We start from the raw sequence: 21,872 nt of genomic DNA, 5'->3' as shown, positions 1-21,872 counted from the left end.
GGCCTCGCGGCCGGGGGCTTTTTCGTCGCCGTGACGGCGGGACCGGTCAGCCGCCCTGCTTGGCGGCGGAGCGGCGCGCCGCGTCCATCAGCTGCTTCAAGGTCTGCTGGTCCAGCGCGCTGGAGATGATGCGATCACCGACGATGAAGGTGGGCGTGCCGCCGATCTCCAGGGAACGGGCCAGGTCCATGTTCTTCTTCAGGGCCTTCTCGATCTCGGGACCGTTGATGTCCTTCTTCAGCTGCTCGGCGTTGAAGCCCTGATCGGCGGCGATCTTGTAAATGGCCTTTTCGTCCAGGCGGCCGCGGAACTTCATGAAGGCGCGGTGCACGTCGTCGTACTTGGCCTGGCTCTGGGCCTTGGCCACCAGGGCGACGCGGGCCGCCAGCACGGAATCCGGCCCGAGGATCGGGTATTCCTTGATCACCACCCGGGTCTTGCCGTCGGCCTTGACCGCTTCCCACAGGGGGTCGAAGGCCTGCTTGCAGAAGCCGCAATTGTAATCCATGAACTCGACCACGGTGAGGTCGCCCTTGAGGTTGCCCCCCTGGGGATCGTCGGCGTTCTTCAGGATCTCGTCCTTGCGGGCTTCGAGCATCTTGTGGGCGTCGGCCTCGGCCTGGGCGCGCATCTTTTCGCGCAGAGCTTCCAGAGCCTCGCCCAGCACCTCGGGATGCTCCATCAGGTAGTCGCGCACCACCTTCTTGACCGCCTCGGCCTGCTTGGGGGTCAGCGGGACCTCCTGGGCGGCGGCGGGCAGGGAGGCAAGGGCAAGGCCCGACACCATCAGGGCGGCGGCGAAAGTCTTGGCGATCATCGGCAAAGCTACCTCAAGAGGCAAAAGGATGGCGGGCATATTGGCGGAAGCGGCTGCTTGTCGCAAGGCCTTGCAGCACTACCACCACTTGCGGGCCCGGTCGCGGTCGGCCTTGACCTGGGAGGCGCGTTCCTTGATGTCCTGAATGCGCAGCCAGATGGAGCCCTGCTTGCCCAGCAACTGCTCCGCCTTGTTGGCGTGGAACAGGGATTCCGACAGCTTGCCGGCCAGCATGTAATGCTCGGCCAGGGCGTAGGAGGCCATGCCCTCCTTGCCGTCGCGGGCGAAGGCGATGGCCAGTTGCTGCCAGGCGAACACGTCCTCTGGCTCGCGGTTGACGGCGGCGGTCAGGTGGTTCTCGGCCTCGGTCAGCAGCGACTGGTCCTCGCTCTCGATCAGCACCTGCCCCAGGGCGATGCGCAGCAGGGCGCTGTCGGGCAGCAGCTTGACCGCCTTGCGGTAGGGTTCGATGGCTTCGGGGCCTCGGCCGTTCTCGAACAGCATCTGGCCCTTCAGTTCCCAGAAATAGGGATCGTTGGGCCGTTCCTTGATCAGTCCGTCGATCAGCCCCAGGGCCATGACCAGATCGGGCTTGCGATAGGCGGCGATGGCGCGGGCATAGCGGGCCTCGATGCTGGTGTCGGCCTCCTTGTAGCGCTGGAAGGTCCGGATGGGCGGCTCGATGAAGGCGAACAGCTTGGCCTTCATGCGCCGGTGCATCTCGATCCATTCCGGCGACCAGGGAGTCTTGCTCCAGGGCGACTGGTCCACCTGGGAGCGCACGAAGGAGACGCGATCACGGGTCAGCGGGTGGGTGCGGACATAGGGGTCCTGGCGCGACGAGACCAGCGCCTCCTGGTCGCCCAGAATGTCGAAGAACTCCAGCAGGCCCTTGCCCGACTGGTGGGTGCTGTCGAGAAAGCGCATGGCCATCTGGTCGGCCTGGCTTTCCTGGCTGCGCGAGAAGGCCAGCAGATTGCGCATGGCCAGCTCGTTGCCGCCCAGCGCCCCCGCCATGCCCACGTCGCCGCGCCCGGTGGCGGCCCCCGCCGCCGCCGCCAGCAAGGTGGCGAGAATGGCCTCGGTCGAGGCATTGGCCACCGCCTCGGTGCTGCGGATCAGGTGGCCGCCGGCGATGTGGCCGGTTTCGTGGGCCATCACGCCGATCAGCTGGCCCGGATGCTCGGACCGCACCAGCAGGCCGGTGTGGAAAAAGATGTTCTGGCCGCCCGCCACGAAGGCGTTCAAGGTCGGGTCGATGATCAGATTGATGCGAACCGCCGCGGGGTCCAGCCCGGCCGCCTGAAAAATTGGCGTCCCGAAAGTCCGGATGGTATTTTCCACCTCGGCGTCACGGATGAACTGCCGCCTCGGCTGGGATTGAGCCAAAGCCGGCGGCATCGAAGCGACCAACAGGAACGTCACCAGAAGGATAATGCGCGTGAGCAAGGATCTCTCCTCATCGGTCAATTCGTTGCGCGGCCGCAAATCCGCTCTTCCCGTCGCCGCCGCGACGGTGCTGCTGGCGCTGTCTGCCTGCGGCGATCCCGCCCGGCCCGTCGGCCAGGTGGGCCATATCACCGGCTTCGGTGGCATGGTCGCCGTCGACGAGCCCCGTGCCGCCATCCTGGGCCGCGACGTGCTGTCGTCCGGCGGCACCGCCGCCGACGCGGCCACCGCCATCTACTTCACCCTGGCGGTCACCTACCCGTCCACCGCCAGCCTGGGCGGTGGTGGAACCTGCATAGTACATGATAGCGGCAAAAAGAAGACGGAAGTCATCGATTTCCCCGCCATCGCCTCCAATGCCTCCGGCCAGCTGGCCTCGGCGGTTCCCGCCAATCCCCGCGGCTTCTACGCGCTGCACGCCAAGTATGGCCGCCTGCGCTGGGAAAGCCTGCTGACCGAGCCGGAAAAGCTGGCCCGCAGCGGCATGACCATATCGCGCGCCTTCGCCAACGATCTGGCCCGCGGCCTGCCCATCATCGGCCGTGATCCGGCGACACGCGACGTGTTCATGCGGGCCGACGGCTCGGTGCCGCGCGAGGGCGACCTGCTGATACAGCCCCATCTGGCCGGAGTGATATCGACCCTGCGCCACCAGACCGGCAATTTCTATGCCGGCCCCCAGGCCCGTGACCTGGTCCAGGCCGTGCGGGCGGCGGGCGGCACCCTGTCGCTGGAGGATCTGCGCGACATCCGCCCCGTCTGGCGCGACGCCATCACCGTCAAGACCGATACCGAGATCGCGGCCTTCTCCCCGCCGCCATCGGTTGGCAGCGCCATGGCCGCCCAACTGGTGGCCGCCCTGTGGCCGCGCTGGAGCGATGCCGACGCGGCCGAGCGGCCCCATCTGCTGGCGGAAGCTTCGGCCCGGGCCTTTGGCGAGCGCACCCGCTGGATGCGCCCCACCGGATGGAGCGACGACTCCCCCGACTCCCTGGTGAGCGAGGCGCGCATCGCCACCATGATGGCCGGCTATGCCGCCGACCGCCACCAGCCGGTGGCCAATGTCGCCGCGCCGCCCACCGACAGCCAGTCGGGAACCGGCTTTGCCGTTCTCGACGTCAACGGCATGGCGGTGGCATGCAGCGTCACCAACCACGGCCTGTTCGGCAACGGCCGCATGGCGCCCGGCACCGGCATCATACTGTCGGGTGTTCCCGGCATGAACGGCCCGCCGGCCACCGCCGCCATGGTCACCTTCAACAGCCATAACGGCGCCGTCCGCTTCGTCGGCGCCGCCTCGGGCGGCGGCACCGCCGCCCTGGGCCTGACCCAGACCTTCCTGGCCGCCGTCAAGGACAACAAGCCGCTGTCCGAGGCCCTGGCCCAGCCGCGTCTGGTCCATGCGGGCAAGCCCGACGCCGTCTTTGTCGAGACCGGCGCCATTTCCCTGGACCCCGCCCCCCTGGCCAGCCGCGGTCACCAGATCAGCGCCACCCCCATGCCCAGCCGGGTTGAGGCCATTTATTGCCCGCAGGGCTTCAAGAACCCCGAGGGCTGCGACATGGGTACCGATCCGCGCGGCTTCGGCCTGGCCAGCGTGGCAGGCAAGAAGGAATGACTTTCAAGGCCGCCAGGCGGGGCGCCATCGCCCCCTTCATCGTCATGGACGTGATGCGCGACGCGGCGGCACGCCAGGCGGCGGGCGCCGACGTGATCCATCTGGAGGTGGGCCAGCCCTCGGGCCAGGCTCCGCCTAAGGTGCTGGACGCCGCCGCCCGCGCCGTCAGGACCGAGCCCCTGGGCTACACCCTGGCGCTGGGCCGCGATTCCCTGCGCGAGCGGATCGCCCGCCATTACCACCAGGCCTATGGGGTGTCGGTGGTGCCTGAACGCGTCTGCGTCACCACCGGTTCTTCCGCCGCCTTCCTGCTGGCCTTCCTGGCCGCCTTCGAGCCGGGCGACCGGGTGGCCGTGGCAGCGCCGGGCTACCCCGCCTACCGCAACATCCTCGAGTCCCTGGGGGTGGAGTGCGTGCTGGTCCCGGTGGGACCCTCCAGCCGCTGGCAGATCACCGCCGAGGTCCTGGCCGGCGTCGAGGGCCGGCTGGACGGCGTGGTGGTGGCCAGCCCGTCCAACCCCACCGGCTCCATGCTGTCGGCCCACGAGGTGGCGGAACTGGCCGGCTGGTGCGAATTGCACGGCATCCGGCTGATCTCCGACGAGATCTATCACGGCATCACCTATGGTCGCGCCGCCGCCACCGCCGCCGGCATGGCCGCCGCCCCCCATGCGGTGGTCATCAACAGCTTTTCCAAATACTACGCCATGACCGGCTGGCGACTGGGCTGGATGGTGCTGCCCGAAGATCTGGCCCGCTCGGTGGAGTGCCTGACCCAGAATCTCTACATCTCGCCCCCCACCCTGTCCCAGGTGGCGGCGGAGTCGGTGTTCGACTGCATCGATGAGCTGGAGGCCCGGGTCGCCGCCTACCGCGCCAACCGCGACATCCTGGTGGCGGAGTTGCCGAAAGCCGGATTCGACCGGCTGGCGCCCTCGGACGGCGCCTTCTATCTCTATGCAGACGTGTCGGAGATGACCAACGACAGCCGCGAGTTCTGCGCCCGCATGTTGGCCGAGACCGGCGTGGCCTGCACGCCCGGCGTGGATTTCGATCCCATCGAAGGGCACCGGACCCTGCGCTTCTCCTATGCGGGCTCGGCCGAACACATGGCCGAGGCGGCAAGGCGGCTGAAAGCCTGGCGCCGATAGCGAGGCCCCGCAGGCGCAAGGCGACCGAGGGACAAGATCAAGTAATCAGATCGCGGATGGTCTGGGTCATCTCGTCGGCGGTCTTGAAGACGTTGGAGTTCACCGAATAGGCCTTCTGGGTGACGATCATCCGGGTGAATTGATCCTCCAGCGCCACATTGGAGCTTTCGGTGGCCGACGCAACGATGCTGGCCCCGCTGCCCTGATCGGAAATGGAAGCGACGGTCATGTCGCCGGCCTGCTCGGTGGCACGGAACAAGGTGCCCGAGATGGCGTCGAGCTGGTCCGGCGCGACGAAGCTAGCCACCGGAATCTGGAAGATCCGTCGGGACTCGCCGTTGTCGTAATGGGCCATCACGCTGCCGTCGGTGCTGATTTCCACCTTGTCCATGGTGCCGCTGGCATAGCCGTTCTGGTCGATGACCTTGACGCCCAGCTTGTTGTTGGTTTCGCCCGAAAACTGGGTCAGCTTGCGCATATCCAGGGTAATGGTGTTGGAGCCAGCACCCGCCGCCGTCCAGCCGACGGTCAGCTCGGCGGTGGCGGGGGTCAGGATGTTGCCCGCACCGTCGAAGGTAATGGGGATGGAATTGGTATAGGCAGTGCCGTCGGCGGTCAGGGAGGAGACCGCGCCTTCCGCCGCCACGGGGGTGAAACTCATGTACCACTGCCCATTGGAGGCATGCTCGAAGTTCATGGTCAGGTTATGGGAATTGAACGCCCCGTCATAGACGGCGATGGTCTCGCTGATCCCCTGAACCGTCGGCTTGTTGGACGTGAGGTTGATGCTGGCGGTGTTCTGCATGGTGGGACCGGCCGACCAGTCGAAGGTCAGGTCCGCGAATCCAGTGCCCGAGGCCGAGGTGGTCGGCGAGGTGATGTTGCCGCTGGCATCCATCACCACCGTGACCGGCGAGCCGGTGATGGTGCCGACGCTGCCACTGGCCGGATTGGCGGGCAGCGAGAAATCCACCGTCCAGGTGTCGCCGCTCACCCGGTTCCAGGTCATGGTCAGGTCCTGGGCCGTGCCGAAGCCGTCGGTGACGCTGGTGGTATCGGTAAAGGTCTTGGTCGCCCCGGTCATGGTGGCGTTGGACGGCACATTGGCGACGAGTTGGATGGAGGTGGTGGCCATGCCGTCGCTTTTCTGCCCGAGATTGGCATAGACCGGGCTCAGGGTCTTGCTAACCACGCCCAGGTTGTCGGCGGCCCAGCCCATGAGGAAATTGCCGTCGGCGGTGGTGAAGTAGTTATTCCCGTTCACCGCCCGCTGGGTGAAGTCACCGGCCCTTGTGTAAAGGGTATTGGACGACGACAGAGTGGTCTGCGGGGCACCGGTGCTGTCGGGCGGAGTCACGATGAAGAAGCCTCGGCCGTTGATGGCCATATCGCTCCAGGTGGTGGACGCGGTGATGGTTCCCGACTTGGAGACCATGGTGCGGTCCACCGCCCGCACGCCGAAGATGTCCAATCCGGTGGTCGCGGTATTCTTGGTCGGCGAATTCTGGCTGGTGGGCGGCGAGGTGTGCGTTTCAGACAGCACCGTCTTGAACAGGGTTTCCTTTTCCTTGTACCCGGTCGTGTTGACGTTAGCGATGTTCTGCGAGATCGAGCCCATGGCCCAATCCATCGTCTGCATCGCCTGGCTGGCGTTGGTGAAAGCCCCAAATAACATCGTCGCCTCCGTACACGACGGACATTGATCCGCCTTCAGATCTGCAAGGTCGATGCCAAGTGCTGAACCGATATTTTTCAGATAGTTAGCCGACCAGAAGGCGGCAGGAACTGCCGGATCCTGGGCGCAAAAAAGCCCGCCCGGCAGAACTTGCCGGGCGGGCCTTGGCCTCGATCCTACGGAGGAGAGGCCTAGATAAAGTAGGCCTTCAAGGGCTCGAAGCCGTTGAAGTTCACCGCCGAGTACGAGGTGGTGTAGGCGCCTGTCGACAAGATGCGCACCTTGTCGCCCACCTTGAGAGAGAGCGGCATCTCGTAGCCGGCCTTCTCATAGAGGATATCGGCGGAATCGCAGGTGGGACCGGCCAGCACCACCGGAGCGGTGTCGTCGCCGTCGCGGGTGGTGACGATGCGGTACTTGATGGCCTCGTCCATGGTCTCGGCCAGACCACCGAACTTGCCCACGTCGAGATAGACCCAGCGCACGTCGTCGTCATAACCCTTGCGGCTGATCAGCACCACCTCGGTCTCGAGGATGCCGGCGTCGCCCACCAGGGACCGGCCGGGCTCGATGATCATGGAGGGGATGTTGTTGCCGAAATGCTTGGTCATGGCGTCCATGACGGCCTCGGCATAGCGCTCGAGACCATCCACTTCCTTGCGGTAACGGGCCGGGAAGCCGCCGCCCAGATTGACCATGCGCAGCTCGATGCCGGCGGCGTCCAGGGCCGAGAACAGCATGGCGGCCTTGCCCACCGCGATGTCCCATTGCCGCAGGTCGGTCTGCTGGCTGCCCACGTGGAAGGACACGCCATAGGGGTCGAGGCCCATCTCGCGGGCCTTGACCAGCAGGTCCTTGGCCATGTCGATCTCGCAGCCGAACTTGCGCGACAGCGGCCACTCGGCGCCGTCGCAGGTCATCAGGATGCGGCAGAACACGCGCGAGCCGGGCGCGGCCTCGGCCAACTTCTCCAGCTCGGCCTCGGAATCGAAGGCGTAGAGGCGGACGCCCTTGGCATAGGCGTAGGCGATGTCCGACTGCTTCTTGATGGTATTGCCGAACGAGATGCGCTCGGCGGGCGCGCCGTTGGCCAGGCACAGGTCGATCTCGCCCCGCGACGCCACGTCGAAGCGCGAACCCTCCTCGGTCAGCATGCGCACGATCTCGGGGGCCGGATTGGCCTTGACCGCGTAATAGACCTCGGCCAGCGGCAGCCAGCGTCGCAGGCCGTGATAATTGTCGCGCACCACGTCCAGGTCGACGACGACGCAGGGGGTGACGGGGCGCACTTCCTCAAGGAAACGGGCGATCTTCGCGGTCATCGCGAAATCCTCTCGAACAGGCCGGGCATTGGATCGGCCCGAAAACTCTCTCCGCTCGGCCCACCGCATTCAAGCGGCGGGACGACGTTCAGGTGGCGGCAATTCGGGAAGCCGTCAGATCCGCCGGGAGGTACTTCGCACATCGACCCACAGCAGCGCCCAAGCCTGCCGGGGACGGAATCCGTTTGCGAAGAGAGGATTGGAGTTCATCGACAGCGACTGCCGAGCCACCACGTTCATAGCTACTTCCTCCAAGCACCGGGGGCTTTCACCCCGCTTGCACCCAGAAGACGCCTTGGACGTCGTTACTTAAACCCCCTCGGGGGCCAGAGGCACGTGCGCTGTACGTCTCACCTGAAGCCGCTATATACGCCGTTTTCGGGCGATGAAAAGGGAAAAATTTCCGGCGGCTGAAGTTTTTGTTTCCCCTCCGGCGTTCACCATTGTTTCTCATGGACTTAGCATGAAAACCGGCCACGCATCCCCCGGGAGCCGCCCCCCAGGGATAGCGCGGCCGAACCCCGGCCCGCCACCATCATTTGATCAGGGCGGAGAGCTCCTTGAATTCCGGCGTTCCGGCCCGGTGCAGCCACTCGAAGATCACCATCTCCACGGTGACGACGCCGACCCCCGCGGCCGCCAGCCGCGCCATGGCCGCCTGATAATTGGCGGGATCGCGGGACGCGCAGGCGTCGGCCACCACCACCGGCTTGAAGCCCGCCGCCAGGAGGCCCAGGGCGCTTTGCAGCACGCAGATGTGGGATTCGATGCCGGCAATGACCACCTGGTCGCGGCCCGTCCCCTTGAGGCGGGCGAGAATGGCCTCGTCGGCGGCGCAGGAGAAATGCAGCTTCTCCATCACCGCGCCCTCGGGCGCCCATTCCATCACCTCGCCCGAGGTGGCGCCCAGTCCCTTGGGGTACTGCTCGGTGAGCACCACAGGCAAGCCCAGGCGGGTGGCGGCGCGCAACAGGAGAATGCAGCCGCGATAGACCCGGCGGGGGTCGCTCATGACCGGCGCCAGCCCCTGCTGGACGTCGACGATCAGCAGGCTTGAACGGGGGGCTTCGATGAGCATGGCGGGCGTCCTCCTGGGGTCCGGGACCAGCCTAAACCCGCCTCCAGGCAGGCTACAATGGGGAAACCGTGTTCCGTCATTGACTTAAGGCGCCGAAACCCTATTATCCCGCCCCACATGACGACCCATGACGACATCGGCCGCTCGGACGGCCCGGAAACCGCCACGACCACCTTCGAAGACCTCGGCCTCGGGCCGGAGATTCTGAAGGCGCTCGCTGAATCGGGGTATACGCACCCCACCCCCATCCAGGCACAGGCGATCCCTGTGGTCCTCATGGGCCGAGACGTGCTGGGCTGCGCCCAGACCGGCACCGGCAAGACGGCGTCCTTCACGCTGCCCATGATCGAGATCCTGGCAGCCGGCCGCGCCAAGGCGCGCATGCCGCGCTCGCTGATCCTGGCTCCCACCCGGGAACTGGCCGCCCAGGTGGCGGAGAACTTCGATAAATACGGCAAGTACCATCCGCTCAAGAAGGCGCTGATCATCGGCGGCGAATCCATGAGCGATCAGGTGGCCCTGCTGGACCGCGGCGTCGACGTGCTGATCGCCACGCCGGGCCGCCTGCTCGACATGTTCGAGCGCGGCCGCATTCTGCTGAACGACGTCAAGGTCCTGGTGATCGACGAAGCCGACCGCATGCTGGACATGGGCTTCATCCCCGATGTGGAGAAGATCGTCGGTCTGCTGCCCAAGATCCGCCAGACCCTGTTCTTCTCGGCCACCATGGGCCCGGAGATCCGCCGCCTGGCCGACGCCTTCCTGATGAACCCGAAGGAAGTGAAGGTCTCCACCGGCGCCTCGGCCGCCACCACCGTGGTCCAGGCCCTGGCCGTGGTCGAGGAGATCGACAAGCGCGAGACGCTCCGCCACCTGATCCGCATCGAGGAAGTGAAGAACGCCTTCATCTTCTGCAATCGCAAGCGCGACGTCGACGTGCTGTTCCGCTCCCTGAAGAAGCATGGCTTCGACGTGGTGCAACTGCACGGCGACATGGCGCAAAGCGCCCGCGGCGAAACGCTGGAGAAGTTCAAGAAGGGCGAAGCCCGCCTGATGGTCTGCTCCGACGTCGCCGCGCGCGGCATCGACATCTCGGCGGTCAGCCACGTCTTCAATTTCGACGTGCCGATCCATGCCGAGGATTACGTCCACCGCATCGGCCGCACCGGCCGCGCCGGCATGGAAGGCCACGCGTTCACCATCGCCAGCCCTGATGACGGCCGCTTCGTCGGCGCCATCGAGGCCATGATCGGCACCACCATTCCCCGCATCTCGGTCGAGGGCGTTCCCGCCCTGGACCTGGACATGACCGCCCGCAAGGGCCGTGGCGGACGCGGCGCCCCCAAGGATGCCAAGCGCCCGGCCCGTGGCAAGGACGACGAGGCCAAGCCCCGCCGCGAGCGCCGCCCGCGCCGTGACGAGGCCCCGGTCGCCGAGGCCGCCCCCGTCGAAGCCGCCGCCCCCGAAGAGGTGATCGAGCGCCCCCGGGAGGAACGTCCCGAGCGCTCCCGTGGCCGTGGCCGGGACCGTGAAGAACCCCGGCGCGACGAACCCCGCCGCGAGGAGCCCCGCCGTGGCGGCCGCAATCGCGACGAAGGCCGCCGGGACGAGCGCGGCGGACGCCGCCGTGGCCGCATCGACGAGCTGGGCATCGGCGAGATGCTGCATCCCGACGGCGTGATCGGCTTTGGCGACCACATGCCCGACTTCATCGCCGCCGCGGTGCCGCTGCCGGTCAAGACCAGCAAGTCCACCGTCGACGACGACAGCGACGCCGACGCCGACCTGGACGCCGATTCCGAGGATTGACGGCATAATGGGCGAGTCACTCCGGTGGCTCGCCGACACGACGGGAGACCTCCCATGCAGACCATCTTCGTCCAGGTGAAGTGCGAACTGGGGCTGGCCTATCAGGTCGCCGACGAAGCCGTCGACATCGAACAGGTGTCCGAAGTGCACTCCATCTCCGGTCAGTATGACCTGATGCTGAAGTGCTATCTCGACGACTCGGCCGATATCGGCCAGTTCGTGGTGGACACCATCCAGCGCCTGCCCGGCGTCAAGGACACCTTCACCCTGATCGCCTTCAAGGCCTTTTCCTGACCTAAGCGGGCTTTTGCCCCCGATCCCCAAACCGGGAGGCACAGCCTCCGAACGGGTCAGGACGGTCGCCCTGCCGCGCAAGCGGGGATCTTCCCCAGTCGGCTGGAGTTCTTCGCATGTCCGATTCGGATGAAGTACGAAGAACCCTAGCCGTAAACTATTGCTGAATTATTGCTGCGGACGTCGCGCAGGGCATGCGGCCCTGCGCCTCGGACATGCATGGGGCCGTGCAAACTCTGCATTTCGCCTGCCCCCTCCCCCGTCCGCTACCGTTCTGCCCGAGCGCGCCGAGTTGCGCCATCTGGGATAAGGAAACGGGCATGTATCGCGACAGAATCGGATTGACCTCCCTGTGGGGCAAGGTGGTGGGCGCCGAAGAGGCGGCCATGCACATCAAGGACGGCATGGTGGTGGGCATGAGCGGCTTCACCCGGGCGGGCGACGCCAAGGTGGTGCCCATGGCCCTGGCCGAGCGGGCCACCGAGGAGAAACTGAAAATCACCCTGATGACGGGGGCCAGCCTGGGCAGCGACATCGACAAGACCCTGGCCCAGGCCGGCTGTCTGTCGCGCCGCATTCCCTTCCAGGCCGATCCCACCCTGCGCAAGTCCATCAATGCCGGCGAGGTGATGTTCGTCGACCAGCACCTGTCGGAGACGGTGGAGATGCTGCGTTCGCGCCAGATGGCGCCCATCGACGTGGCTGTCATCGAGGCGGTGGCCATCACGCCGGAAGGCGGCATCATCCCCACCACCTCCATCGGCAATTCCGCCAGCTTCGCCATCCTGGCCGAGAAGATCATCGTCGAGATCAACCTGCATCAGAGCCTGGACCTGATCGGCCTGCACGACGTCTATATCCCGACGCGACGTCCCCACCGCGAGCCGATTCCCCTGGTCACGCCGTCGGACCGCATCGGCCTGCCCTACATTCCGGTCGATCCCTCCAAGATCGCCGCCATCGTCATCACCGAGAAAAACGACAGCTCGGCCAACATCGCCCCGGCCGATGCCGAGACCAAGGCCATCGCCGACCACCTGATCGATTTCTTCCGCCAGGAGGTCAGGAAGGGGCGCATCGGCACCTCGCTGCTGCCGCTGCAGGCAGGCATCGGCTCCATCGCCAACGCCGTCCTGGGCGGCTTCATCGATTCGCCGTTCCACGACCTTTCCATGTATTCCGAGGTGTTGCAGGACTGCACCTTCGACCTGTTCGATTCCGGCAAGCTGAAATTCGCCTCGGGCTCGTCCATCACCCTCTCCGGCCCCCGGGGCAAGGAGGTGTTCGGCAATATCGGCAAGTACAAGGACCGCCTCGTCCTGCGCCCGCAGGAGGTCAGCAATCACCCCGAGGTCATCCGCCGCCTGGGTCTGATCTGCATCAACACCGCGCTGGAGGCCGATATCTACGGCAACGTCAACTCGACCCACGTCAACGCCTCCATGATGATGAACGGCATCGGCGGCTCGGGCGATTTCGCCCGCAACGCCTATCTCTCGGTGTTCGTCACCAAGTCGATGGCCAAGGACGGCCGCATCTCCTCCATCGTCCCCATGGTCACCCATGTGGATCACTGCGAGCACGACGTGGACATCATCGTCACCGAGCGCGGACTGGCCGATCTGCGCGGACTGGCGCCGCGCGAGCGGGCCAATCTGATGATCGAGCACTGCATGCACCCCGACTACCGGGATCTGGCGCGGGACTACCTCAAGGACGCCCTGGGCCGGGGCGGCCACACGCCCCATGTCATGGAGCGCGCCTTCGAATGGCATCTGGCCTTCCAGCGCACCGGCTCCATGCTGCCCCTGGCCAAGGCGGCGGAGTAGCGCTCCGCAGGCAGCGGCGGCGCGGCCCTTGGCGGGGTCGCGTCGCCTCCCGCCCGCCCCCACCCCTTCGGACGGCTTCGGACCTATCCACAAGAATCTTGCGGGCAGGCCCGAACGGGTGTTCCTTTGCTTGACCTGCCCCCCCACTATCGGCCAAAACACGTCTCCATGAACCAGGGGATTCCGGGGAAGGATCACAGGGCATGTCCGAGCGTTCCATGACCGTCGGAGCCTATGAACTGCGCCGCGCCACCGAGGCGGCGGCGCGGGCCGCCTATGCCTGGATCGGCCGCGGAGACAAGGCCCTGGCCGACGATGCCGCCGTGGCGGCCATGCAGGCCGAACTGGACCGTCTGAACCTGGACGGCCTGATGCTGGTGGGCGAAGGCCCCGCCGACGAGATCGGCATGCTCTACCACGGCCAGCGCTTCGGCGCCGGATCGGGCGAGCCTGCCTGGGACCTGGTGGTCGATCCGCTGGAAGGCACCTCGTTCCTGGCCAAGGGCATGACCAACGCCATGGCGGTGGTGGCCATGGCGCCCCACGGCACCCTGTTCGACCCCGCCCCGGCCCGCTACATGGAAAAGCTGGCGGCGCCGCCCGCCGCCAAGGGCAAGATCGACCCCGAGGCCCCGGCGGCCGAACGCCTGAAGCAACTGTCCGCGGCACTGAACAAGCCGCTGGAAGACATCACGGTCTACGTGATCGAAAAGCCGCGTCACAAGGCGCTGGTCCAGGCCATCCACGAGGCGGGCGCCCGCGTCGCTCTCTATCCGGCGGGAGACGTGGCCGGCGCCCTGATGGCGGCCATTCCCGGCAGCGGCATCGACGCCCTGATGGGCACCGGCGGCACGCCGGAAGGCTTGCTGTCGGCCATGGCCATCCGCGCCATGGGCGGCGAGTTCCTGGGCCGCATCGACCCGCAATTGGCCACCGAGGCCGCCGCCGTCCAGGCCGCAGGCATGGATCTGGCGCGCTGGTACCGGTTGGACGAGATCGTCCGCTCGGATGAGGTGGTGTTCTGCGCCACCGGCATCACCACCGGCCTGCTGCTGGACGGCGTCGAGCGCAGCCGAGACCTGGAGAAGACCCAGACCCTGTTGATCGGAGGGGCCGCCGGGCCTCGCCAGATGTTGACCTCGTGGCACCGCCGCGCCTGACTTGAACCCTTCACCCTTGAGGTTTGCTCGATGACCACCCACGCCGCAATGGCCAATGCCATCCGCTTTTTGACCATGGACGCCATCGAGAAGGCCAAATCCGGCCATCCGGGAATGCCCATGGGCATGGCCGATGTGGCCACCGTGCTGTTCACGCGCTTTCTCAAATACGACGCCAAGGCCCCCAAATGGGCCGACCGCGACCGCTTCATCCTGTCGGCCGGGCACGGCTCCATGCTGCTCTACGCGCTGGGCTACCTGACCGGCTTCGAGGATCTGTCCGATATCGAGCAGATCAAGAACTTCCGCCAGATGGGCTACCGCACTGCCGGCCACCCGGAATTCGGCCATGTGGCCATCGCCGAGACCACCACCGGCCCGCTGGGCCAGGGCGTCGCCAACGCCGTGGGCTTCGCCCTGGCCGAGAAGATGGCCGCCGCCCGCCACGGCAAGGACGTGGTCGACCACTACACCTATGTCATGGCCGGTGACGGCTGCCTGATGGAGGGCATCAGCCAGGAAGCCATCTCCCTGGCCGGGGTGTGGAACCTGTCCAAGCTGATCCTGCTGTGGGACGACAACCACATCTGCATCGACGGCGACACTGCCATTTCCACCTCGGACGACCAGCTGGCCCGCTTCCAGGCGTCCAACTGGGATGTGTGCCGCGTCGACGGCCATGACCCCGAGGCCATCGCCACCGCCATCGCCGCGGCGCAGAAGTCCGGCCAGCCCAGCCTGATCGCCTGCCGCACCACCATCGGCAAGGGCGCTCCCACCAAGGCGGGCAGCGAGAAGGTCCACGGCGCCCCGCTGGGCGGCGACGAGATCGCCGCGGCGCGCGCCGCCGCCGGCTGGAGCGCCGGTCCCTTCGAGATTCCCGCCGATGTGCTGGACGCCTGGCGCGCCGCCGGCACCAAGGGCGCCAGCGCCCGCGCCGAGTGGGAGAAGCGCTTCGCCGCCTATGCGGGCAAGGACGAGTTCCTGCGCACCAATGCCGGCACCCTGCCCCAGGGCTGGAAGCAGGCGGTGTCGGCCTTCAAGCAGAAGGTTTCGGCCGAGCAGCCCAAATGGGCCACCCGCAAGGCCGGCCAGGAAGTGCTCGAAGCCCTGACCCCCGTCATCCCCGAGATGATCGGCGGCTCGGCCGACCTCACCCACTCGAACCTGACCATCACCAAGGCCACCAAGCCGGTTTCGGCCTCGGACTGCTCGGGCCGCTACATCCACTACGGCGTGCGCGAGCACGGCATGGCCTCGATCATGAACGGCCTGTCGCTGCATGGGGGCTTCATCCCCTATGGCGGCACCTTCCTGATCTTCGCCAACTATCTGTGGCCGGCGCTGCGCATGAGCGCCATGATGGACCAGCGGGTGCTCTACGTGCTGACCCACGATTCCATCGGCCTGGGCGAGGACGGCCCCACCCACCAGCCCATCGAGACCGTCGCCGCCCTGCGCGCCACCCCCAATGTGCTGGTGTTCCGCCCCGCCGATCCGGTGGAGACCATGGAGGCCTACGAGGCCGCCCTGGACAATGCCAAGGGGCCGTCGGTCTTCGCCCTGTCGCGCCAGAACCTGCCGACGCTGCGCACCACCCACACCGACGAGAACCTCACCGCCAAGGGCGCCTATGTGCTGGCCGAGGCCGAGGGAAAGAAGCGTCAGGTCACCCTGATCGCCACCGGCTCGGAAGTCAGCCTGGCCATGGAGGCGCGCAAGCTGCTGGCCGACAAGGGTATCGCGGCGGCCGTGGTCTCCATGCCCTGCTGGGAACTGTTCGAACGCCAGCCGAAGGAGTATCGTAACTCCGTGTTGGGTGAAGGCACCGTGCGGGTCGCCGTCGAGGCGCTGGGCACCTTCGGGTGGGAGCGCTGGGTCGGCGAAAACGGCGCCGTCATCGGCATGAACGGCTTTGGAGCCTCGGCACCCGCCGAGAAACTCTACGAGCATTTCGGCATTACCGCCCAAGCGGTGGCCGACGCGGCCCAGGCTCGCCTCTAAGACGACCACGGCGGCAAAACGCCAGGAAGGAGATGAAGTAGATGTCCCTTGTTTCGATGCGCCAGCTCCTCGACCACGCTGCCGAGAATAGCTACGGCATTCCCGCCTTCAACGTGAACAACATGGAGCAGGTCAAGGCGATCATGGAGGCGGCGTCCGCCTGCGACGCCCCGGTCATCCTCCAGGCCTCGGCCGGCGCCCGCAAATACGCCGGCGAGCCCTTCCTGCGCCACCTGATCCTGGCCGCCATCGAGGCCTATCCCCAGATTCCGGTCTGCATGCACCAGGACCACGGCACCAGCCCGGCCATCAATGTGCGCGCCATCCAGTCCGGCTTCTCGTCGGTGATGATGGACGGCTCGCTCCGGGAAGACGGCAAGACCCCGTCCGATTGGGATTACAACGTGGCGGTCACCAAGCAGGTGGTCGACATCGCCCATGCCTGCGGCGTCTCGGTCGAGGGTGAGCTGGGCTGTCTCGGCTCGCTGGAAACCGGCACCGCCGGCAAGGAAGACGGCGTCGGCGCCGAGGGCAAGCTGGACCATTCCCAGCTGCTGACCGACCCTGACGAGGCCGCCGAATTCGTCAAGCTGACCCAGGTGGATGCCCTGGCCATCGCCATCGGCACCAGCCACGGCGCCTACAAGTTCACCCGTCCGCCGACGGGCGAAGTGCTGGCCATCAAGCGCATCAAGGAAATCCACGCCCGCATCCCCAACACCCATCTGGTGATGCACGGCTCCTCCTCGGTGCCTCAGGACCTGCTGAAGATCGTCAACGATTACGGCGGCGCCCTGGGCGAGACCTATGGCGTGCCGGTCGGGGAAATCGTCGAAGGCATCAAGCACGGCGTGCGCAAGATCAACATCGACACCGACCTGCGTCTGGCCGTCACCGGCTGCATCCGCAAGTACTTCCACGACAACCCCAAGAAGTTCGACCCCCGCGACTACCTGAAGCCCTCCATCGCCGCCATGGTCGAGGTCTGCAAGAGCCGCTACGACGCCTTCGGCACCTCCGGCCAGGCCTCGAAGATCAAGGTGGTCGGCCTGGAAGACATGAGCGCGCTGTATGCCAAGGGCGCCCTGGCTCCCAAGGTGAACTGAGAAGCTTCTATCATTTCGTCACCCCCGGGCCACCGGGTCTGGCCGAAAGGCCAGCCCGGCGGTGAACTTCACGCCCCGGGGGTCCCATGGATGGCCGGGTCACGCCCGGCCATGACGATTTCTAAGACAGGACCCAAGCCCATGACCGTCAAGATCGCCCCCAGCATCCTGTCCGCCGATTTCGCCCGCCTGGGCGAAGAGGTCAAGGCCATCGACGAGGCCGGCTGCGACTGGGTGCATATCGACGTCATGGACGGCCATTTCGTGCCCAACCTGACCTTCGGCCCGGCCATCATCAAGGCCATCCGGCCCTATACCACCAAGGTCTTCGACGTCCATCTGATGATCGACCCGGCCCAGCCCTATATCGAGGACTATGCCAAGGCCGGGGCCGACATCATCGTGGTCCATGCCGAGGCCGACAAGCATCTGGACCGCTCGCTGCAGCTGATCCGCTCGCTGGGCAAGAAGGCCGGCGTGTCGCTCAATCCCTCCACGCCGGAAAGCGTCATCCAATACGTCATGGACAAGCTGGACCTCGTCCTGGTGATGAGCGTCAATCCCGGCTTCGGCGGCCAGAGCTTCATCGAAGCCCAACTGGACAAGATCGCCCGCATCAAGGCGATGATCGGCACGCGGCCCATCGACCTGGAAGTGGACGGCGGCGTCACCGCCGACAACGCCCACCGCGTTGTCGCCGCCGGCGCCAACGTCCTGGTGGCCGGTTCGGCGGTGTTCAAGACCAAGGACTATGCCGCCAACATCGCGGCGTTGCGACGCTGACGCCCCCTTGGCAATTGGCGCAGCCATAGGATACTATAGACATATCCTGAATGGCGGGGTCAGTTCTATGAGCGAGCACATTTCCTGGTCAGACGACCTCCTGGTTGGTGTCGAAGCCATCGACAGCGACCACAAGAAGCTGTTCGAACTGATGAACCGTCTGCTGGCCTCCCCCACTCACGGAGAGGCGGCGGTCAATCAGGCAATCGGCGACCTGAGCTCCTACACCAAGCGGCATTTCGCCGCCGAAATCGCCAGTATGGATCGGACCGCCTATCCCGAGAGAGGTGCCCATGCCTACGAGCATGAGCACCTGATCTTTCAGTTGGAGAACATCATCGACCGCCTGATGATGTCGGGGGCCAGCAGCGTTGACAGCGAGCTGACCCGCCTGCTTAAGGACTGGCTGTGCAATCACATCATGACCTTCGATGTGAAGTACGCAGCCTTCCTGCGTGAAAGCGGCCAGACGGGTTAACCCGCCACCGGCTCGCCCTTCACCATCGTTACCGGCACCACGCCCGCCCAGACCGGCCAGGACATGTCGGCCTCGTCGTCCACCGGCGGGCCGGAGCGCATCTTGGCGCCGCCTTCGGCCAGGGGCAGGGCCAACAGCTTCGTCGCCCCCAGCTCCTTGTCCGTGGGTGGCCGGACCGAGGCATAGCGCCCCGGCGACAGCTTCTCGATCAGGGCGGCGAAGGCGGCCGCCTTCTCGGCCGGATCGGTGATCTCCACCGCCTGACCGAACAGGACGACTGACCGGTAATTCATGGAATGGTGAAAGGCCGAACGGGCCAGCACCAGACCGTCCACCAGGGTCACGGTGACGCACAGTTCGGCGCCCGCCGCCATCACCCGGGCGAGGCGCGAGCCCTGGCCCCCGTGGAACAGCACCCGCTCGCCCATGCGCCAATGGGTGGTCGGTATACTGACCGGTCGGCCATCATCGACGAAGGCGATGGTGCACGACAGGGCCTCGTCGAGAATGGCTGCCATGGCGTCGAAATCGTGGCTGCCCCGCTGGGGCCGCTGGCGGAAGGTGGTGCGGTCGGTTCTGGCGGACATGGTGGCTCTCCTTTCCTATTCAGATTGGGCGGAAAGTGGCTCCCTGAAAAGATCCACTTCTTTTATAATCATGGAGCCACTTCCCGAGAGCGCCATGCCCCCTCCCCTGCCCTTGGCCCTGCCCGACCTTGACGCTCCGTTGCATCGGCGCCTGTATCTGGCCTTGCGGGACTCCATTTTGGACGGACGGCTGGCGGAAGGTGCCGCCCTGCCGTCCTCGCGGGGGTTGGCGGCGCAACTGGGCGTGGCCCGCAACACCGTGCTGGCCGCCTATGACCTTTTGGCCGCCGAGGGCTTTACCGAAGCCCACCGGGGCTCGGCCACCCGGGTCGCCGCCCGCCACCCTCTCGTGGGAGCCGCCCCGGCGGGCGAAGAAGCCCCGCCGTCGCCCCTGCCGCCCCGCACCCGGGCCTGGGGCGCCGCCCCGCCCATGATCCTGGTGCGCGACCCGTTCCGGCCCTTCGCCCCCGGCGTGCCCGATCTGGCGGCCTTTCCCCATGCCGAGTGGCGGCGCGTGCTGGGGCGGCTGTGGCGGCGGCCCCCGCTGGAGCTGATGGGCGGCATCGATCCCCTGGGCCATGCGCCGCTCCGCCATGCCATCGCCGAGCATCTGGGCCGCAGCCGGGCGGTGCGCTGCGACCCCGCCCAGGTGATGATCATGGGCGGCTCGCAACAGGCCCTGGACCTGGTGGCCCGCGTCCTGCTGGAACCGGGGGAGGCGGTGCTGGTGGAAGACCCGTGCTATGGCGGGCTGACCGGCGTGCTGCGCGCCGCCGGAGCCCAGGTCCAGGCGGTTGCCGTGGATGGCCAGGGCTTCGACCCGGAACTGGCGGAACGGCAATGCCCGTCGGCCCGGCTGACCTTCGTCACGCCGTCGCACCAGTTCCCCACCGGGGCCACCATGCCGCTGTCGCGCCGCCTTGCCCTGATCCATTGGGCGGAACGGGTGGGCGGCTGGGTCATCGAGGACGACTACGACAGCGACTTCCACCACGCCGGTTCTCCTACCGCCTCGCTCCAGGGGCTAGACCGGGGCGGCCGCACCCTTTATCTCGGCACCTTCTCGAAAAGCATGTTTCCCGGGCTGCGCCTGGGCTGGCTGGTGGTGCCACCGCCGCTGCTGCCGGCCTTCGTGGCGGCGCGACGCATCGCCGACATGGCGCCCGCCGGCCTGACCCAGGCGGCCATGGCCGCCTTCATGACCGAAGGCCATTTCGGTGCCCATCTGCGGCGCATGCGCACCCTGTACGGCCAGCGCCGCCGCGCCTTGCTCGACGCCGCCCCCCGTATCCTCGGCCCGAACCTGCCGGTCACCGCCGGAGAGGCGGGGCTGCACGCCATCCTTTGGCTGCCCGCGGGATGCGACGATTTCCAGGCGGCCGAGGCGGCCCGCGCCCGGGGACTGGCGCCCTCGCCGCTGAGCTTTCATCGTGTCACAAAAGGGTGTCCGGGGCTGGTCCTGGGCTATGGCAACCTGGCGGGATCGAGCCTGGAAGAGGCCCTCCAGCGGCTACGCGAGGCCATCATCACGTTGATTTAAAACGATTAATATTCCTGTCACAAAAGCTTCATGCTTGTGTCCCCGGACTGTAACACAGCGCCGATAGGATGCCGGCCGAGGGGACTGATGTCTCCCTCGTCCCGTTGCACTCCCCCGGAGGTTTCATGTCCACCAAGACCCTGGCCGTCGCTGCCGCCGCCCTGGCCGTCATCGCCACCGCCGGCGCGGCGCAAGCCCGCGATCAGATCCGCATCGTCGGGTCGTCGACCGTCTACCCGTTCTCCACCGCCGTGGCCGAGGCCTTCGGCAAGGCGGGCAAGTTCAAGACCCCGGTGGTCGAGAGCACCGGCACCGGCGGCGGCATGCGCCTGTTCTGTTCCGGCGTGGGCGAGAGCTTCCCCGACATCACCAACGCCTCGCGCCGCATCGAGCCGTCGGAAGTGGAATTCTGCACCAAGAACGGCGTCACCGGCATCACCGAGGTGGTGATCGGCTATGACGGCATCGTGTTCATGAATTCCAAGGCCGGCCCCGACTTCACGCTGACCCGCGAGCAGATGTACAAGGCCACCGCCAAGGACGTGCCGGTGGGCGGCAAGCTGGTGCCGAACCCCTATAAGAACTGGAGCGACATCGATCCGTCGCTGCCCAAGGAGCCGATCCTGGTCTATGGCCCGGCCCCGAACCACGGCACCCGCGACGCCTATGTGGAACTGGTCCTCGACCCCGCCTGCGCCAAGCAGCCCGAGCTGAAGGACATGGAAAAGGCCGCCAAGAAGAAGGCCTGCCAGACCGTGCGTGAAGACGGCGCCTGGGTCGAGGTGTCGGAGAACTACACCGTCATCCAGCAGAAGATCACCTCGAACCCGGCCGCGCTGGGCGTGATCACCTTCAGCTATCTCGACCAGAACCGCGACAAGGTCAAGGCCGCTCCGGTGGACGGCGTGGTCGCCACCTACGACGCCATCGCCAGCAACAAGTACCCGGTGTCGCGTCCGCTGTTCTTCTACGTCAAGAAGCAGCATGTGGGCATGGTCCCCGGCGTCAAGGAATACGTCACCGAGTTCACCTCGGACAAGGCCTGGGGCAAGGAAGGCTATCTGGCCGACAAGGGCCTGATCGCCTCGCCCGACGCCATCCGCAAGGAGCAGGCGAACAACGCCCGCACCCTGGGTGAACTGAAGATGTGATCGCAAAGGGGGAAGCCATGA

General features: G+C 66.6%; 18 protein-coding genes. 12 read left to right on the top strand and 6 right to left on the bottom strand.

Going from position 1 to position 21,872, the window contains the following annotated elements; genetic code table 11:
* Positions 1 to 46 precede the first annotated feature (46 nt).
* Together AMB_RS07045 and AMB_RS07040 are read right to left on the bottom strand one after the other, a co-directional pair.
* Positions 47 to 817, bottom strand: a complete 771-nt coding sequence (locus AMB_RS07045) for a DsbA family protein (RefSeq protein WP_050750654.1) — start codon at positions 815 to 817, stop codon at positions 47 to 49.
* A 78-nt stretch (positions 818 to 895) separates the two neighbouring features.
* A complete protein-coding gene (locus tag AMB_RS07040) occupies positions 896 to 2,266 on the bottom strand; it encodes a M48 family metalloprotease (RefSeq protein WP_043743695.1) in 1,371 nt (456 codons plus the stop codon).
* On the opposite strand from AMB_RS07040, the gene AMB_RS07035 reads away from it, so the two are divergent.
* Together AMB_RS07035 and AMB_RS07030 are read left to right on the top strand one after the other, a co-directional pair.
* Positions 2,253 to 3,884: a gamma-glutamyltransferase gene (locus AMB_RS07035; RefSeq protein ID WP_043743693.1), complete on the top strand. Its 1,632-nt coding sequence runs from the start codon at positions 2,253 to 2,255 to the stop codon at positions 3,882 to 3,884. The genes AMB_RS07040 and AMB_RS07035 overlap by 14 nt on opposite strands.
* Entirely contained in the window at positions 3,881 to 5,035 is a 1,155-nt protein-coding gene (locus tag AMB_RS07030; RefSeq protein ID WP_043743690.1) for a pyridoxal phosphate-dependent aminotransferase, read from the top strand. Before AMB_RS07035 ends, AMB_RS07030 begins: the two co-directional genes overlap by 4 nt.
* Positions 5,036 to 5,072: 37 nt before the next feature.
* Here AMB_RS07030 and AMB_RS07025 read toward each other — a convergent pair whose 3' ends face one another.
* The 3 genes from AMB_RS07025 to AMB_RS07015 all read right to left on the bottom strand — a co-directional run bounded on the left by AMB_RS07025 (position 5,073) and on the right by AMB_RS07015 (position 9,110).
* Positions 5,073 to 6,710 carry a flagellar hook-basal body complex protein gene (locus AMB_RS07025; RefSeq protein ID WP_011383799.1) on the bottom strand — a complete coding sequence of 546 codons (1,638 nt, stop codon included), beginning with the start codon at positions 6,708 to 6,710 and terminating at the stop codon, positions 5,073 to 5,075.
* Between the two features lie 191 nt (positions 6,711 to 6,901).
* Positions 6,902 to 8,032, bottom strand: coding sequence for a type III PLP-dependent enzyme (locus AMB_RS07020; RefSeq protein WP_011383798.1), 1,131 nt, complete (start codon positions 8,030 to 8,032; stop codon positions 6,902 to 6,904).
* A gap of 535 nt (positions 8,033 to 8,567) precedes the next feature.
* Positions 8,568 to 9,110 carry a hydrolase gene (locus AMB_RS07015; protein ID WP_011383796.1) on the bottom strand — a complete coding sequence of 181 codons (543 nt, stop codon included), beginning with the start codon at positions 9,108 to 9,110 and terminating at the stop codon, positions 8,568 to 8,570.
* 117 nt (positions 9,111 to 9,227) lie between these two features.
* On the opposite strand from AMB_RS07015, the gene AMB_RS07010 reads away from it, so the two are divergent.
* The 8 genes from AMB_RS07010 to AMB_RS06975 all read left to right on the top strand — a co-directional run bounded on the left by AMB_RS07010 (position 9,228) and on the right by AMB_RS06975 (position 18,573).
* Positions 9,228 to 10,919: a DEAD/DEAH box helicase gene (locus AMB_RS07010; protein WP_050750653.1), complete on the top strand. Its 1,692-nt coding sequence runs from the start codon at positions 9,228 to 9,230 to the stop codon at positions 10,917 to 10,919.
* Positions 10,920 to 10,973: 54 nt separating this feature from the next.
* The gene (locus AMB_RS07005; RefSeq protein ID WP_043743685.1) at positions 10,974 to 11,213 is read left to right on the top strand and encodes an Lrp/AsnC ligand binding domain-containing protein; all 240 of its coding nucleotides are present in this window, start codon (positions 10,974 to 10,976) and stop codon (positions 11,211 to 11,213) included.
* Between the two features lie 320 nt (positions 11,214 to 11,533).
* Entirely contained in the window at positions 11,534 to 13,042 is a 1,509-nt protein-coding gene (locus AMB_RS07000; RefSeq protein WP_043743682.1) for an acetyl-CoA hydrolase/transferase family protein, read from the top strand.
* 203 nt (positions 13,043 to 13,245) lie between these two features.
* Positions 13,246 to 14,202 (top strand): class II fructose-bisphosphatase, encoded by a 957-nt coding sequence (gene glpX / locus AMB_RS06995; protein ID WP_011383792.1) that lies wholly within the window; start codon positions 13,246 to 13,248, stop codon positions 14,200 to 14,202.
* Between the two features lie 30 nt (positions 14,203 to 14,232).
* Positions 14,233 to 16,206: a transketolase gene (tkt, locus tag AMB_RS06990; protein WP_011383791.1), complete on the top strand. Its 1,974-nt coding sequence runs from the start codon at positions 14,233 to 14,235 to the stop codon at positions 16,204 to 16,206.
* Between the two features lie 41 nt (positions 16,207 to 16,247).
* Complete coding sequence (fba, locus tag AMB_RS06985) at positions 16,248 to 17,312, top strand: class II fructose-bisphosphate aldolase (RefSeq protein WP_011383790.1); 1,065 nt, start codon at positions 16,248 to 16,250, stop codon at positions 17,310 to 17,312.
* 141 nt (positions 17,313 to 17,453) lie between these two features.
* The gene (gene rpe, locus AMB_RS06980) at positions 17,454 to 18,095 is read left to right on the top strand and encodes a ribulose-phosphate 3-epimerase (protein WP_043743679.1); all 642 of its coding nucleotides are present in this window, start codon (positions 17,454 to 17,456) and stop codon (positions 18,093 to 18,095) included.
* Positions 18,096 to 18,162: 67 nt separating this feature from the next.
* A complete protein-coding gene (locus AMB_RS06975; RefSeq protein ID WP_043743676.1) occupies positions 18,163 to 18,573 on the top strand; it encodes a bacteriohemerythrin in 411 nt (136 codons plus the stop codon).
* On the opposite strand, the gene AMB_RS06970 is transcribed toward AMB_RS06975, so the two are convergent.
* Positions 18,570 to 19,160: a pyridoxamine 5'-phosphate oxidase family protein gene (locus AMB_RS06970; protein WP_050750652.1), complete on the bottom strand. Its 591-nt coding sequence runs from the start codon at positions 19,158 to 19,160 to the stop codon at positions 18,570 to 18,572. The genes AMB_RS06975 and AMB_RS06970 overlap by 4 nt on opposite strands.
* Positions 19,161 to 19,254: 94 nt before the next feature.
* Between AMB_RS06970 and AMB_RS06965 the strand changes: the two genes are divergently transcribed.
* Both AMB_RS06965 and AMB_RS06960 read left to right on the top strand, forming a co-directional pair.
* The gene (locus AMB_RS06965) at positions 19,255 to 20,700 is read left to right on the top strand and encodes a PLP-dependent aminotransferase family protein (protein ID WP_043743673.1); all 1,446 of its coding nucleotides are present in this window, start codon (positions 19,255 to 19,257) and stop codon (positions 20,698 to 20,700) included.
* A gap of 125 nt (positions 20,701 to 20,825) precedes the next feature.
* The gene (locus AMB_RS06960) at positions 20,826 to 21,851 is read left to right on the top strand and encodes a PstS family phosphate ABC transporter substrate-binding protein (RefSeq protein WP_011383785.1); all 1,026 of its coding nucleotides are present in this window, start codon (positions 20,826 to 20,828) and stop codon (positions 21,849 to 21,851) included.
* Positions 21,852 to 21,872 lie beyond the last annotated feature (21 nt).

Source organism: Paramagnetospirillum magneticum AMB-1, from assembly GCF_000009985.1.
In the GTDB taxonomy this organism is placed as follows: Bacteria; Pseudomonadota; Alphaproteobacteria; order Rhodospirillales; family Magnetospirillaceae; genus Phaeospirillum; species Phaeospirillum magneticum.
This window is presented reverse-complemented; position numbering and strand designations above follow the sequence as displayed.